Consider the following 14,120-nt stretch of genomic DNA (forward strand, 5'->3'; position numbering starts at 1 on the left):
ATTCAAAAAGATAGTTAGCAAGCTAATCAAAATATTCAGAGGTGCAAAATGAAGATCAGGGAATTAAATTATATCGTTGTCATTATAGAAAATGGGTTTAACTTATCAAAAGCTTCAGATAAAATCCATATTTCGCAACCTGCTTTAAGTAAAAGCATTAAAACAATAGAACAAGAAAATGACATTTCAATTTTTGAAAGAGCAAAAGGTAGATTAGTAGGTTTGACAAATGCAGGAGAGATTCTTTATTCTTATGCTAAAAAAATTTTGGGGTTATATGATGATTTAATTAAAGACATTCGTGAGGAATCAGAGGTAATGAGAGGTTCAATTGAAATAGGTATCCCACCCCTAGTAAATTCGGTTGTTTTTCCCGAAGTATTACCAGAGTTATTTCGTTCAAACTCCAATATTTATTTTAAAATAACAGAATTAGGTTCTCAAGAATTAAAAAAGGAATTTCTTGTGGAAGAAGTTCCTATCGCTATATTATTAGAACCGACTGACTTTCATAATGGTAGCATTGAAGAAGTGAATATTGCTAACGCTGAAATGGCAGCTTTTATGAGTCAAAATAATCCATTAGCAACCAAAACCATTTTAACGTGGAAGGACTTTGAGAACACGTCTATCTCAATGTTTACCGATTCATTTATGATTTATCATCAGGTTAAAAATAAATTGGATCAGCAAAACTTAAAATATAAGGTTGGTTTCCAATCTTCTACCTGGGATTTATTATTAAGTTCAACTAAGTATTCAAATTTGATTACTATTTTACCAACATCCGTTTCCCAAGTTGCGATCATGGATAACTTGCAGATGGTTCCAATAAAAAAACCTTTATACTGGCGCGTAAACATTTGTAGAAAAAAGAAATCTTATTATAATAAAATCGAGGACTATGTTTTTAAATATCTAGTTAATTATTTTAACGAACACAACCTTACATAATTCTCCTTATTCAAATTCTTTAGATGACACTTTATCAAGGACAGCAAAATAAATAAGATCACATTTGCTCGTATAAGCAATGTGATCTTGTTTAATTATGCATGTTGATTAATGCGGGCTTCAAGAGCTTCTTTAGGTTGAAAACCAACCACTTGGTCAACAACTTCTCCATCTTTAAAAAAGAGTAGTGTTGGGATACTCATCACACCAAATTTCCCAGCCGTTTCTTGATTATCATCAACATTTAGTTTAACAATTTTTACTTTATCATTCATTTCATCTGCAAGTTCTTCTAAAATGGGTCCAATCATTTTACATGGACCACACCAAGGCGCCCAAAAGTCTGCTAGAACTAAACCTGAACCCGTATCTTTTGAAAAGCTTGCATCTGATGTATTGACAATTGCCATTCTAAATTCCTCCTCAAAAATATAGCTTTAACTTTCTTAGTTGCTAGTATACCACCTAGGGCATTCGATGGCTAGTAGTCTGCTCATCCGTAGTATTCCCACTGTTTAACCATTGATACAAGTGACTTTGACTCGAGTTTCACATCTACATCCTAGGTCATCAACCCACTTTTTATTTCAATTCAAAAATAGTTACCCCGCTTCCACCTTCGTTCATTCCTCCAGATTTTGTATTTAAAATCTGTCGATGTCGTTTGGCGAATTCTTGTACTCCTTTTCGTAAGGCACCTGTTCCTTTACCATGTATAATAGTCACACGCGGATAACCTGCCAAAATGGCATCATCAATATATTTTTCTAAATCTTGTAAGGCATCCTCGTAGCGTTCGCCCCGAAGATCTAATTCTGTTTTTACATGGTAATTAGAACCTTTCACCGTTGCAAGGGGTTGTTCAATAATTGGATTTTCTCGCTTAAGCAAGCGCAAATCCTTTTTCTTCACTTTCATTTTCATAACGCCTACCTGAACCTGAATGTCATTGTCATCAACGAGATCAATAATCGTTCCTGTTTGATTAAGTGACAACACCTTAACTTCATCACCCACTTCGAATGATTGATCTGAGTGACTTTGTTCAACTGACTTCGATTGTTCTTCTTTGCGTGCTAAGTCAGGCTGCGCCTGATCCAAGCGTTTTCTAGCTTCAATCCATTCATGTTCTTTTAAAGCCGTTTCATGTTTCATCTCACGAATCGAGGCAACAATATCCTCCGCTTCTTGACGAGCTTTTTCAAGAGCTTTTTGCGCCTTGTCTTCTGCCTTTTGATATAAAAGCTCTCGTTCTCGGTCAAATTTTTCCCATTCTTTTGCAAGTTGATCGCGTAAGGTTTCTGCTTCTAGTAATGTCTGTTCAGCATCATCATAGTTTTGTTCTGCTTGACGTCGTGCTGTATCCAGAGATTCAATCATATGTTCAACACTTTTAGTATCTGTCCCAATCAATTGTTTAGCTGCACCGATCAAATCATCTTCTAGTCCCAGTCTTCGGGATATTTCAAATGCATTACTTCGTCCGGGCACACCAATCAACAATCGATAGGTTGGCTGTAACGTTTGAACATCAAATTCAACCGAGGCATTGACTACACCCGCACGATTATAACCGTATGCCTTTAATTCTGGATAGTGTGTCGTTGCAATAATTCTAGCCTGTCTTTTGACCACATCATCTAAGATTGCCATCGCTAAGGCAGCTCCTTCTTGCGGATCAGTCCCAGCACCTAGCTCATCAAAGAGAACTAATGATTTATGATTGATTTGCTTCAAAATTTCAACAATATTGGTCATATGTGATGAAAATGTACTTAAACTTTGTTCGATCGATTGTTCATCACCAATATCAGCAAAAACTTCTTCAAATACGGCTAATCGACAACCATCTAAAGCGGGCACTTGTAGCCCGGATTGTGCCATTAGGGTACACAAGCCAACGAGTTTTAAAGTGACGGTTTTTCCGCCGGTATTCGGACCTGTAATAACAATGGCGTGATAGTCTTCACCCAACAAAATATCATTGGCAACAACCTCATCCTCATGTAGTAACGGGTGGCGCGCCTGTTTCATTTCAATAATTCCTTCATCATTCATTGCAGGCATAGCCGCCTTCATTGACTGCCCCAGTTTGGCACGGGCAAAGATAAAGTCTAAACTTGTCAATTGTTTAATATTAATCAAAAGATAGCTATGATTGTCTGCAATCTTTTCAGATAACTGTCGTAAAATGCGTTCAATTTCGGTTTTTTCTTCAACTTTAGCTTCAGACAAAACATTATTAATTTCAACGACAGCCTGTGGCTCCATAAAAAGTGTCTGCCCCGAAGAGGATTGGTCATGGACAATACCACCAACGGCTCCTCGATACTCTTGTTTAACAGGTAATACATAACGATCATTTCGAATCGTCACAATCGCATCCGAAAGCATTTTACTTTTTGATTTCGTATAGCTTTCTAATCGATCACGAATACGACTTTCACTGGTACGAATTTTTGTCCGAATTGAGCGGAGCTTGTTTGATGCACCGTCCATTACATGACCATGTGAATCAATACAATTTCTAATTTCTCGCTCTAAGTGATTCAGTGGCTCAATCTCTGCCACAAGTTCTCTAATCACTGGAATTGTTAATTCTTCATCATCAATGTTTTCGATAAAATGCCGCAACTGCTTACCACCATAAATCGTATCGGCAATTTGTAAGGACTCATGCGCATTCAAGGTACCGCCAATTTCCACACGCTTTAAACTCGGTTTGATATCTGTTATGCCACCAAATGGAACATGACCATAAAGTCGAATAATTTGACTGGCTTGGTCGGTTTCAACTTGTAATTGTTCAACAACTGCTAATTCAGTCTCAGGTTTAATCTGTCTAGCTCTTTCTTTACCTAGTGAAGAGGCAGCTTGATTAACTAATTGCTCAATAATTTTATCAAAATCTAAAATTTGATAAATCCGTTCATTCATTTTGATCACCTATTTTCTTTTTCGCTAAAGAAGGTTTGTAGTTTATCTAATGACCAAGTGTTGACGACTGTTTCAAGTCTTAACCAGCCGCGTCTTGCAACTTGAACACCTTCTCTCATAAAATTTAAGGTTTCTTTATTATGTGCATCCGTATTAATCGCTATTTTGATACCTTTTTCTTGTGCCTTCTTAACCCATTCAGCTGATAAATCAAATCTTTTGGGATTAGCATTTAACTCTAAGATCGTATTCGTTTCTTTCGCTTTATCCATTAACCGTTCTAAATTTACACGATAACCCTTACGCTTACCAATGATTCTTCCAGTCGGATGAGCAATCAGTTTTACAGATGGATTCTCCATCGCCTGAATTAAACGATTCATGATTTCTTCTTCTGATTGATTAAAGCTAGAATGAATCGCTCCGATTACAAAGTCCAATTCTTGCAAAAATTCATTGTCAAAATCTAAACGACCATCAGGTAAAATATCCATCTCAACACCTGTTAAAATCGTTATCTCAGGATATACCTGACGTAGCCGTTCAATTTCTACTCTTTGTTTACGAAGCCGTGTTTCATTAAGACCATTTGCCACTCGCAAAAATTTTGAATGGTCTGTGATTGCTATATATTCATATTTCTTTTCGAGAGCAAACTGAACCATTTCCTCGATCGATTGTGCACCATCACTCCAAGTGGTGTGCATGTGTAAATCACCTTTTATTTGATTTCCCGTGACAAGTGAGACATGATCTTCAAACGCCTCTATTTCCCCTTGGGCTTCTCGTAATACTGGTGGAATATAATTCAAACCAAAATGCTTGAAAAAGGCTGCTTCCGTTTCAAAGGTCGTTACTTTTCCTGATTCTAAATGTTCAACCCCATATTCACTTATCTTTTCGCCTTGTTGTTTAGCTCGCTTCCTTATCGCTACGTTGTGATCCTTAGATCCAGTAAAATGATGTAAGGTTGTTGGAAATTGCAGATCTGTTACAATGCGAAAATCAACTGAAACATCATATTTATCAGTAATTACAATCGATATTTTAGTCCCACCGGCAGAAATAACTTCCTTTATTCCAGATATAGCTAATAAAGCTTCTTTAACCACTTCTGGTTGCTCTGTTGCAATGATAAAATCAAGATCTTTAATCGTTTCACGCATTCTCCGCATACTTCCTGCAATAGAAAAGCGTTGAATTTCATCGATAGTTTCAAGATAAGCTTCAATTTTCTTTACTAATGGGAGCATATCATCAATAGGTAGCCGTTCTGGTCGAACGCCAGCTTCTTTAATCGCCTTCAATATGTTTTCTTCAGTTTTTTTGCCAAAACCTTTTAAAGCAGAAACTTCACCCATTTCACATGCTTTTTTTAAACTCGTTTGATCAACAACCCCCAGCTCTTGATAGAGTCGTGCTAGTTTTTTTCCACCTAAACTAGGCAAATCAAGGAGTGGAATTAATCCCTTTGGTACATCAGCTTCAAGTTCTAATAATATATTTGACACACCATCTTGAATATACTGGTAAATAATTTCAGCGGTTCCTTTACCAATTCCTTTTATTTTAGTAAAATCATCTATTTCACTTAAAGCCCGCTCATCTATTTCAAGTGCTTGAGCTGCTTTTCGATAAGCAGAGATTCGAAATGGATTTTCTCCTTTTAACTCTAAATAAGTAGCGATTTGCTCTAATAACTGAATAATATCTTTTTTATTAACCTTATTCATGTCCATTCCTCCATCTTTAGCTATCATTTTTAGAAATACCCATATTCGCTTGTTCATTACTTGCAAACAAATAGCCCGGTTTTTTCCATTTCAACATAACATGGGGAATTTTAGTCGACCATCCTTTGAATGTATCAATCTTCCCCATGAATATTTCAACTATGCCAAACCCAATGCTTAGATGAAATGCCCTGTTTTTCTAAAATTGAATGAAAAACCCTTGCATTCGTGATGACAAGGGTTAGCTGTTAATAATATGTTCAAACCATAGCGATTTAATCTGTTCGGAAAATACAGGGGTTTGTTCAATTATAAATCTAGCTATGCTTGAGCCTTCCAATAATGATTGAACTTGGCTGATTGGTAACAAAGAAGCGACAAATATGATAATAAATAAGATTAAATATTGTTCAATAAAACCAAATATGGCGCCTAGAACTCCATTAACCATATTTAAAATGGGGAGATCCGCAACGAAATCTAACATTGAACTAATAATACTCGTAATCACTTTTGTTCCAAAGAAAAGTATGGCGAAGGCAATCATATTATAATAAGCATTTTCAAGTAAGAGCGTTTCACTAAAAAATGCCCAATCTTCTGCCAACAGACGTGGATAAGGAATCAGCATTTCTAAATGAACTGCTAAACTGCTATAAAAGTAAACAGCAACAAAGAAAGCAATAAAAAATCCGATAAAGTGAAATACTTGCAAAATAAACCCTCGTTTTAGCCCGCGGAAGATCCCTAACACAAGTAATCCTAATATAATAATATCTAACATGATTCTATAAATCCTCTTTCTCTTCTATTTTTTTAAGTAACAGATCATAGTCATCTTTTAATTTCAAATAATCATTCACTGTATTAACAGCCGTTAGAACAGCTAGTCGTGTCGTATCTAAACTCTTATTTGCTTGATGAATTTCATTCATTTTGTCATCGACTATACTAGCAACCAGACGTGTATGATGAACATTTTCATCTCCAATAATTGTATACGTCTTTCCATATATATCAACGGTTGTCCGTGTTTTTTTCGTATGGGACACACTAATTCCCCCTTCTATTGAATCCTAATCTTTATCTTAACACGAACAACTTATTTAGGAAACTATTCTATTCAATGTTTATTTGATATAATAGAATCAAATTTCAATTGATTTGTTTCGATTTCTTACCATGAGACCATACTGTCAGTCAACACCAAATAATCTTTAAAAGGAGAGCTTATGGGACAAATTGTACGTCAAGTATCTGATCAAACTTTATTAAAAATGAAAGAAACTTACCAACCCATACTAAGAGCAACACCACCAGGAGCTCTTTTTTCTGCTAAAACAAATGATACGACTATTACAGCTTATAAATCGGGAAAAGTCCTTTTTCAAGGCAAAACACCAGAAATTGAAGCTGATAAATGGGACGGAGCAACCGTCAATAAAAAGCAAGCTCAAACCACAGCTAAATCTGAGCATAAATATCATCCTGAATCAAGTCTTTTTACTCGTTCATTAATTGGTTCTGATGAAGCTGGAACCGGTGATTATTTCGGACCCATAACAGTAACCGCCGCTTATGTTAAAAGTGACCAGATTGCTCTGCTCAAGGAACTCGGTGTCCGTGATTCAAAAAATTTATCAGACCAATCGATTCAAAATATTGCTCAACAAATTTTATTATTAGATATCCCATATTCTTTGATGATTCTACATAACCCCAAGTATAACCAACTGCAAAAAAAAGGTTGGACTCAGGGAAAAATGAAGACCATGTTACATGATGCTGCTATCAATAATCTGTTAGACAAAATCTCACCGGAAAAACCAGATGGTATCTTAATTGATCAGTTTTCTGAGCCTCATGTTTATATTAATCATTTAAAAAAAGAAAAGAAACAATTGCCTGAGTCGACTTATTTTATCACAAAAGCCGAAAGTCACTCGATTGCTGTTGCAACAGCTTCGATTATTGCACGAGCAAGTTTTGTTAAAGAAATGAAGCGGTTAAGTAAACAAGTTGGGTTAACTTTGCCAAAAGGAGCTTCAGCGAAGGTTGACCAAGCAGCTAGTTATCTTATCCGCAAAAATAGCGAAGCATTCTTACACAACATTGCAAAGGTACATTTCGCAAATACAAAGAAAGCAGCCGCCTATCTTATATAAGCGGTTGCTTTTTAACTTATCATCACTAATTTTTGGTAAAATAGTCTATTTTAAGGAATTTTTATTGTTTACGTCCAAAATTGTCACATTTTTAAAGAACAAGCAAACTAGTTGGATAAAATAGAAACAATAATAAAGCCAAGAATAATTATGATGATTAATAATCCAGTAGCTTTCCAACCAAAACTCCCCACTAGGTCAGCCAAGTTGCCACCGTGAATACTGCTGGAGGCATTTTTCAATTCTTCTTTTCTTTGACGCTCTCGCTTGGTCTCCGGTGTTTCACTCATATTCACAGCCCCTTATCTTTAGATAGTTATCGTACCACTGCTTAAACAATTCACCACTTATCCGCTCTTTTAAGCCGATTGAAGTAGAGGGTCTTCTGGCGGACATCTGATAAAATGAACCGTCAATCAGCAGGAGTTTCTCAACTAAGGCATCTTGGCTGAACCTATAAATCAAGTTCAGCGATTTGCAGTCAAGTTCGGCGAAATACAATCAAGTTCGCCGATTTGCAATCAAGTTAGCGGAAATACAATCAAGTTCAGCGATTTGCAGTCAAGTTTCGCGAAATACAATCAAGTTCGCCGATTTGCAATCAAGTTAGCGGAAATACAATCAAGTTCGCCGATTTGCAATCAAGTTTCGCAAAATACAATCAAGTTCGCCGATTTGCAATCAAGTTAGCGGAAATACAATCAAGTTCAGCGCTTTCCTTTTTGTTGACTCTTTTTTTATCAGAATAATCAATCTATTATTCATTATAAAGAGTGCCGATCAAGTGATTAGAACGGTGGGTGACGACTCCAGTGGGAACAAATGGTTTTGGCGCGACCAGTAACCGCACTAAGAAAACTACGAAAGCATTCACAAAGTTAGAAAAATTTGGCTTATCGCCAAGTCTTTATGGCGAATACCTTCGTTTGACTTAGACGATCGTCAATAAAATCTTTTATTTTTTGGATCGTGTAAGAATAAGTGCTTTTCTCATTCTGAGTCCCAAATCTTTTCGGTTGGATGAGTATCCGTAATCGCAGTTCCAATCCAAGTTTACTACAATATAGTTTAGAAAATGATAATAAAATCGTTCACTTAAAGTATAACACACCTTCGTCAAAAATAATTTGGTTTTAAAAAACGGCTAGCTCGGCAAAAATCTGTCAAGCTAGCCATAATTTATTTAAGCTCTTAATTCTGCATGATGCACCTGTTTAACTGCTGCCAAAATAGCTTGATAGGAGGCTTCTACTTCTTCATCTGTCAGTGTTCGTTCTGGATCAAAATAAAGGAGATTAAAAGCAAGTGATTTCTTACCTTCTGCTAAGTGCTCACCTTGATAAAGATCAAAGACATGAACATTTTGGAGCCAATCCCCAGCAGCTTCTTTAATCGTTACTTCTAAATCAGCTGCTGCCACAGTTTGATCAACAACAAGTGCGATATCACGCGTTATCGAAGGATAACGAGGAATTTTAGCAAAATTCGGTTCGTCATCATGAATCGCAAATAAATAATCTAAATCTAAATCAAAAACATAAGTGTCTTTTAAATCAAACTCTTTTTGAACAGTCGGATGAAGTTGACCGATAAAACCAACGGGAACTTCACCTATAAAAATTTGTGCCGTTCGACCAGGATGCATTTGTTTTATTTCAGTTTGGCGATATGACGGCTCCAAGCGCAAACGAGCAAATAAACCATCAATTATCCCCTTTAATAAATAAAAGTCTACCGATTTAATCTCTTGTTGCCATTGGTGTGCCAACCATTTCCCAGTAATCGCTCCACTTGCTCGGAGTTTTTCTTCTGGCTGTGATTGCAGCGTTTTTTCTTTTGAGACAAAAATACTCCCTATTTCATAGAAGCTAAGGTCTTGTTGTTTTCTTGCCACATTGTATGAAAATGCCGCTAGCATTTCTGGTAACATACTAAGCCGGAGCGTACTATGTTCCTCACTCATCGGTTTTGATAATTGTACCGGTTCTTCAGCTATTTGATCAATTTCAGGGCTGACAAGCATTTGAGAACGTTTCGTTGTTGTTAATGAATAAGTGATCGTCTCCATTAACCCTGCCCCTTCAAAATACTGCTTCACATAACGCTTTAACAATTGATTTTTCGTTAATTGCCCAGCCTGTTGACTACCTTGTGGAAGCGTAAAGGGTAGGTTGTCATAACCGTAAATACGCGCAACCTCCTCAAGCATATCTTCAAAAATTTGAAGATCTTGACGACGTGTTGGTATGGTTACAATAAATGTTTCACCAGCTTGTTCGTATTGAAAAGCTAATTTTTCAAAAATGAGTGCCATTTCCCCTGTCTCAATTTCTGTTCCAAGACGATCATTGATCTGCTTCACTGTGACAGTTAACTGTTTCTCAGATTTATCAAGGTGATCAAATTCACTGACACCACTTAAGACGGTTCCATTCGCGTATTTAGCTAATAATTCCGCCGCTCTTTGTCCAGCAGGCTTAACTCGATTGGGATCAATACCCTTTTCAAAACGTATGCTTGATTCGCTATGTAATTGATGATCTTTCGATCCAATTCGAACTCGTTTACCATCAAAGTAAGCTGCCTCAAGTAGTACAGTCGTCGTTTCTTCAGTCACTTCTGAATTAAGACCACCCATAACACCGGCTAGTGCAGTCGGTTCTTTACCATTTGTAATTACTAAATGCTCAGGTGATAAAGTTCGCACTTCATCGTCCAAAGTAACGATTGTTTCTTGCTCTTTCGCTCGTCGGACAACAATTTCATTTGAACCAAATTTTTCAAAGTCAAAGGCATGTAAAGGCTGACCATATTCTAGTAATACATAATTAGTAATGTCAACAACATTATTAATCGGTCGTATGCCTGCTGCAATCAAATAATTGCGCATCCAAAGTGGGGCAGGAGCAATTTCAACATTTTTAATAAGGAAAGCACCGTAATAAGGATTGTCATCCGCTGCTTCTACCTTGACAGTGACATGGTCGCTTGCTTTTTCATCGATCACATTTAAATCTTGTTCAGGTAAGGTTATTTTTTTATTTAAAATAGCTCCAACCTCGTAAGCGACCCCTAGCATGCTTAATGCATCTGCTCGATTTGGTGTTAAATCAAATTCAAGAATGGCATCAGCTAAATTTAAATAATCTGTTACATCAACACCCACTTCTACATCTGCAGGGAAAACATAAATTCCCTCTTGGATATCTTTAGGGACATACTCTTCAGCTACACCTAACTCTTGAAGTGAACAAATCATTCCTTGTGATTCCAAACCGCGAAGTTTGGCTTTCTTTATCTTAAAGTCACCTGGCAAAACAGCTCCTGGCTTTGCGACAGCTACCTTTTGTCCAGAAGCAACATTGGGTGCGCCACAAACAATTTGTAATGTTTCGTCACCTACTTCAACTTGACAAACTTTTAATTTATCAGCATTTGGGTGCTGTTCACAGGATATTACATAGCCAACAACTACGTTGGTACTTTTATCTGCTACATATGAGATGCCATCAACTTCTATTCCAGCCTTTGTTATCATACTTGCTAACTCTTCAGGTGTATGATTATCTAAATCAACATATTGTTTTAACCAATTTAATGAAACACGCATGTTTTTAACCCTCCTTAATTATGCTTGGTGATATTGCCCTAAAAAGCGTCGATCATTTGTATAAAATTGACGAATATCATCGATACCATATTTCAACATAGCAATTCGTTCTGGCCCCATACCAAAAGCAAATCCACTATAAACATCTGAATCATAGCCAGCCATTTCTAACACATTAGGATGAACCATGCCAGCACCAAGAATCTCAATCCAACCTGTTTGCTTACAAACTGAACAGCCTTTGCCATGACAGACCTTACATGAGATATCCATTTCAACAGACGGCTCTGTAAATGGAAAGAAGCTTGGACGCAAGCGAATTTCACGTTCGGCACCAAAGAATTGTTTAGCAAATTGATTAAGTACCCCTTTTAAATCGCTCATACGCACATTTTTATCGACGTATAGTCCTTCAACTTGAGTAAATTGGTGTGAATGAGTCGCATCATCCGTATCTCTGCGGTAAACTTTACCCGGACAAATCATTTTGAGCGGCTTACTTCCACGGTATTCGCCCATTGTCCGAGCTTGGACAGGTGACGTGTGTGTCCGCATCAGCAACTCTTCAGTAATATAAAAGGTATCTTGCATATCACGGGCAGGATGATCTTTCGGTAAGTTTAATGCTTCGAAATTATAATAATCCGTTTCAACCTCTGGTCCTTCCCTTACCTCAAAACCCATTCCAATGAATAAGTCTTCGATTTCTGTAACAAGACTGGTTAATAGATGCGGTCCTCCAACCTCAACAGGTCGACCAGGCAAGGTGACATCAATTGTTTCAGATTTCAACTGTTGATTTAAAACCGCTTCCTCTAAAACTTGCTTTTTCGCTTCAATCGCAATCGTAATTGCCTCACGAACCTTATTGGCAAGTTCACCAATCACTGGGCGCTCTTCCTTAGACAATTTACCCATACCACGTAGAACCTCTGTAATAGGTCCTTTTTTACCTAAGTATGAAACACGTACTTGTTGGAGATCAGCCAAAGAGTTTGCTTGTTCAACTTGTTCAAGTGCTTCCGTTTCTAACGCATGTAATTTCTCTTTCATTCAAAGTACCCCCTCATTTTTAAAATTTAAAAATTTTTTACAAAACCCTAATAAAATAAAACATGAAAAAGCCTCCATCCCTAAAAAAGGGACGAGGCTTAACGGTCGCGGTACCACCCTTGTTGGCAATAAAATTGCCCACTTCATTGTTTTAACGGATTGATTGATCCGGAACGTTCTTACTTGAGTTTATTGATCAAGGTCCCAAACGTCAGCTCCAGAGTGAAAATTCAGCTTTTTCCAATGCGTCTGCTTTCAGTCAAGACAGAACGTTCCTGTTTCATTGATTAAGTAAAAAAGCTTACTTGCTCTTTCTTTGCTTTTTAATATATGACTATTATTATAGAAAATTTACGGCGAGTTTGCAACTTAATTTGAAACAATTATTTTAACACGATGTTTTCTCGTAAAAATATATCATATTAATGAAACAAAAAAGTCAATTTAGGAATGATTTTTTGTTCCGCTTTAATTTTACCTAACTTGAAAGCTGTATATGATACATCATAATTCCAGCGGCTACACTTACATTTAATGATTCCGCTTGTCCATAAATTGGGATATGAGCTAAAACATCTGCTTGCTTTAATAATTCTGAATGAATGCCACTTCCTTCGTTACCAACCATTAACGCCATTTTATCCGAACTTCCAATGGTATTAATTGGGACTGCCTGTTCTAAAGTTGATGCACAGATAACGACACCATCGTTTTTCAACCGTGTAATCTCTGTTGAAAGATCCGACTGAACAATGGGTAAGTGAAAGATCGATCCTTGTGAAGATCGAATCAATTTATCATTGTATAAATCAACCGTCCCATCACCAAGAATAACTGCATCAAATCCCGCTGCATCCGCAGTTCTAATCATTGTTCCAACATTGCCAGGGTCTTGTATTGAATCAAGTAACAATAGACGATTTGTTAAATAACGGCCTGTTTCCTTTATTTTTACAATCGCTAGAATACCCTGTGGTGATTTCGTTTGAGCTAGATGAGCCAATACATTATGACTAACAAATTCTATTTTCTGACTGGATAAATCAAACGGCGGTTCAAATCCGGCTTCAATAATAACCGTTTCAATTTCCCAATCACTTGTTAAAGCTTCTTCTACAAGGTGCTCACCTTCTATAATAAAAAGTCCTTGTTCAAGACGGTATTTTCTTTGAGTTAACTTAGCCCAATTTTTAATCGATTGATTTTTTACTGAGGTGATCATTTCCTTCATCCTTTAATGTTATTCTTTTCACTATCATACATATCTGTCTTAAATTTGGTCAAACTAATTTTTATAAAAGGTTGTTCAAAAAGCTCGGTAAAAATCGCTGTGAATTTCTTCTTTGCACTTTTCATCCTCCTTTTTGAACATGCACTATAAAATATTATTTTATGCGAGGTGACGAAAGATGGATTTAAATTTAAGAAAAGCTATTTTAGCAAACGTTTCAGATAATAGTCAAGATGAATTAGAGGCAACGATTGTCGATGCAATTCAAAACGGCGAAGAGAAAATGTTACCCGGATTAGGTGTTTTATTTGAATTAATTTGGCAACAATCTGATCAAGAAAAGAAAAGTGCTATGCTTCAATTATTAGAACAAGGGGTTCAGCACGCAGGTGCATAAGTTTTTATCATTGCTAAAGCACGAGGTGATAAAATTGTTC

At 36.7% G+C, this 14,120-nt stretch carries 13 protein-coding genes and 1 other annotated feature; of the genes, 3 read left to right on the plus strand and 10 right to left on the minus strand.

All coding sequences use genetic code 11. From position 1 onward, the window contains the following. The first annotated feature begins 48 nt into the window (after nucleotides 1-48). Nucleotides 49-954, plus strand: coding sequence for a LysR family transcriptional regulator (locus tag ACS127_RS16140; protein WP_440896041.1), 906 nt, complete (start codon nucleotides 49-51; stop codon nucleotides 952-954). A gap of 95 nt (nucleotides 955-1,049) precedes the next feature. On the opposite strand, the gene trxA is transcribed toward ACS127_RS16140, so the two are convergent. The 5 genes from trxA to zapA all read right to left on the minus strand — a co-directional run bounded on the left by trxA (nucleotide 1,050) and on the right by zapA (nucleotide 6,676). Beyond that, nucleotides 1,050-1,364 carry a thioredoxin gene (gene trxA / locus ACS127_RS16145; protein WP_440896042.1) on the minus strand — a complete coding sequence of 105 codons (315 nt, stop codon included), beginning with the start codon at nucleotides 1,362-1,364 and terminating at the stop codon, nucleotides 1,050-1,052. Between the two features lie 172 nt (nucleotides 1,365-1,536). Next, complete coding sequence (locus tag ACS127_RS16150; RefSeq protein WP_440896043.1) at nucleotides 1,537-3,891, minus strand: endonuclease MutS2; 2,355 nt, start codon at nucleotides 3,889-3,891, stop codon at nucleotides 1,537-1,539. A gap of 5 nt (nucleotides 3,892-3,896) precedes the next feature. After that, nucleotides 3,897-5,624: a DNA polymerase/3'-5' exonuclease PolX gene (gene polX / locus ACS127_RS16155; protein WP_440896044.1), complete on the minus strand. Its 1,728-nt coding sequence runs from the start codon at nucleotides 5,622-5,624 to the stop codon at nucleotides 3,897-3,899. A gap of 241 nt (nucleotides 5,625-5,865) precedes the next feature. Beyond that, nucleotides 5,866-6,408, minus strand: a complete 543-nt coding sequence (locus ACS127_RS16160; RefSeq protein WP_440896045.1) for a CvpA family protein — start codon at nucleotides 6,406-6,408, stop codon at nucleotides 5,866-5,868. Between the two features lie 4 nt (nucleotides 6,409-6,412). Then, the gene (gene zapA, locus ACS127_RS16165; protein WP_440896046.1) at nucleotides 6,413-6,676 is read right to left on the minus strand and encodes a cell division protein ZapA; all 264 of its coding nucleotides are present in this window, start codon (nucleotides 6,674-6,676) and stop codon (nucleotides 6,413-6,415) included. 180 nt (nucleotides 6,677-6,856) lie between these two features. Between zapA and rnhC the strand changes: the two genes are divergently transcribed. After that, a complete protein-coding gene (rnhC, locus tag ACS127_RS16170) occupies nucleotides 6,857-7,789 on the plus strand; it encodes a ribonuclease HIII (RefSeq protein WP_440896047.1) in 933 nt (310 codons plus the stop codon). A gap of 107 nt (nucleotides 7,790-7,896) precedes the next feature. On the opposite strand, the gene ACS127_RS16175 is transcribed toward rnhC, so the two are convergent. The 5 genes from ACS127_RS16175 to ACS127_RS16195 form a co-directional block, all read right to left on the minus strand. Beyond that, nucleotides 7,897-8,079, minus strand: coding sequence for a DUF6366 family protein (locus ACS127_RS16175; protein WP_440896048.1), 183 nt, complete (start codon nucleotides 8,077-8,079; stop codon nucleotides 7,897-7,899). A gap of 893 nt (nucleotides 8,080-8,972) precedes the next feature. Beyond that, nucleotides 8,973-11,399, minus strand: coding sequence for a phenylalanine--tRNA ligase subunit beta (gene pheT, locus ACS127_RS16180; RefSeq protein WP_440896049.1), 2,427 nt, complete (start codon nucleotides 11,397-11,399; stop codon nucleotides 8,973-8,975). Between the two features lie 18 nt (nucleotides 11,400-11,417). Beyond that, a complete protein-coding gene (gene pheS / locus ACS127_RS16185) occupies nucleotides 11,418-12,452 on the minus strand; it encodes a phenylalanine--tRNA ligase subunit alpha (RefSeq protein WP_440896050.1) in 1,035 nt (344 codons plus the stop codon). An 84-nt stretch (nucleotides 12,453-12,536) separates the two neighbouring features. Next, nucleotides 12,537-12,778: a binding site (T-box leader), on the minus strand. A gap of 152 nt (nucleotides 12,779-12,930) precedes the next feature. Next, complete coding sequence (locus ACS127_RS16190; RefSeq protein WP_440896051.1) at nucleotides 12,931-13,683, minus strand: TrmH family RNA methyltransferase; 753 nt, start codon at nucleotides 13,681-13,683, stop codon at nucleotides 12,931-12,933. Next, the gene (locus ACS127_RS16195) at nucleotides 13,680-13,808 is read right to left on the minus strand and encodes a hypothetical protein (RefSeq protein WP_440896052.1); all 129 of its coding nucleotides are present in this window, start codon (nucleotides 13,806-13,808) and stop codon (nucleotides 13,680-13,682) included. Before ACS127_RS16195 ends, ACS127_RS16190 begins: the two co-directional genes overlap by 4 nt. A 53-nt stretch (nucleotides 13,809-13,861) precedes the next feature. Here ACS127_RS16195 and sspI point away from each other — a divergent pair, with 53 nt between their 5' ends. Next, nucleotides 13,862-14,080 carry a small acid-soluble spore protein SspI gene (gene sspI, locus ACS127_RS16200; RefSeq protein ID WP_440896053.1) on the plus strand — a complete coding sequence of 73 codons (219 nt, stop codon included), beginning with the start codon at nucleotides 13,862-13,864 and terminating at the stop codon, nucleotides 14,078-14,080. Nucleotides 14,081-14,120: the final 40 nt, after the last annotated feature.

It is taken from the genome of Amphibacillus sp. Q70, from assembly GCF_052055485.1.
Taxonomy (GTDB): domain Bacteria; phylum Bacillota; class Bacilli; order Bacillales; family Amphibacillaceae; genus Amphibacillus.

Bases quoted from the DNA above. Each gene is read 5' to 3' on its own strand.
- ACS127_RS16140 (WP_440896041.1), top strand. From the start codon at position 49: ATGAAGATCAGGGAATTAAATTATATCGTTGTCATTATAGAAAATGGG.
- trxA (WP_440896042.1), bottom strand. From the start codon at position 1,364: ATGGCAATTGTCAATACATCAGATGCAAGCTTTTCAAAAGATACGGGT.
- ACS127_RS16150 (WP_440896043.1), bottom strand. From the start codon at position 3,891: ATGAATGAACGGATTTATCAAATTTTAGATTTTGATAAAATTATTGAG.
- polX (WP_440896044.1), bottom strand. From the start codon at position 5,624: ATGAATAAGGTTAATAAAAAAGATATTATTCAGTTATTAGAGCAAATC.
- ACS127_RS16160 (WP_440896045.1), bottom strand. From the start codon at position 6,408: ATGTTAGATATTATTATATTAGGATTACTTGTGTTAGGGATCTTCCGC.
- rnhC (WP_440896047.1), top strand. From the start codon at position 6,857: ATGGGACAAATTGTACGTCAAGTATCTGATCAAACTTTATTAAAAATG.
- ACS127_RS16175 (WP_440896048.1), bottom strand. From the start codon at position 8,079: ATGAGTGAAACACCGGAGACCAAGCGAGAGCGTCAAAGAAAAGAAGAA.
- pheT (WP_440896049.1), bottom strand. From the start codon at position 11,399: ATGCGTGTTTCATTAAATTGGTTAAAACAATATGTTGATTTAGATAAT.
- pheS (WP_440896050.1), bottom strand. From the start codon at position 12,452: ATGAAAGAGAAATTACATGCGTTAGAAACGGAAGCACTTGAACAAGTT.
- ACS127_RS16190 (WP_440896051.1), bottom strand. From the start codon at position 13,683: ATGAAGGAAATGATCACCTCAGTAAAAAATCAATCGATTAAAAATTGG.
- ACS127_RS16195 (WP_440896052.1), bottom strand. From the start codon at position 13,808: ATGAAAAGTGCAAAGAAGAAATTCACAGCGATTTTTACCGAGCTTTTT.
- sspI (WP_440896053.1), top strand. From the start codon at position 13,862: ATGGATTTAAATTTAAGAAAAGCTATTTTAGCAAACGTTTCAGATAAT.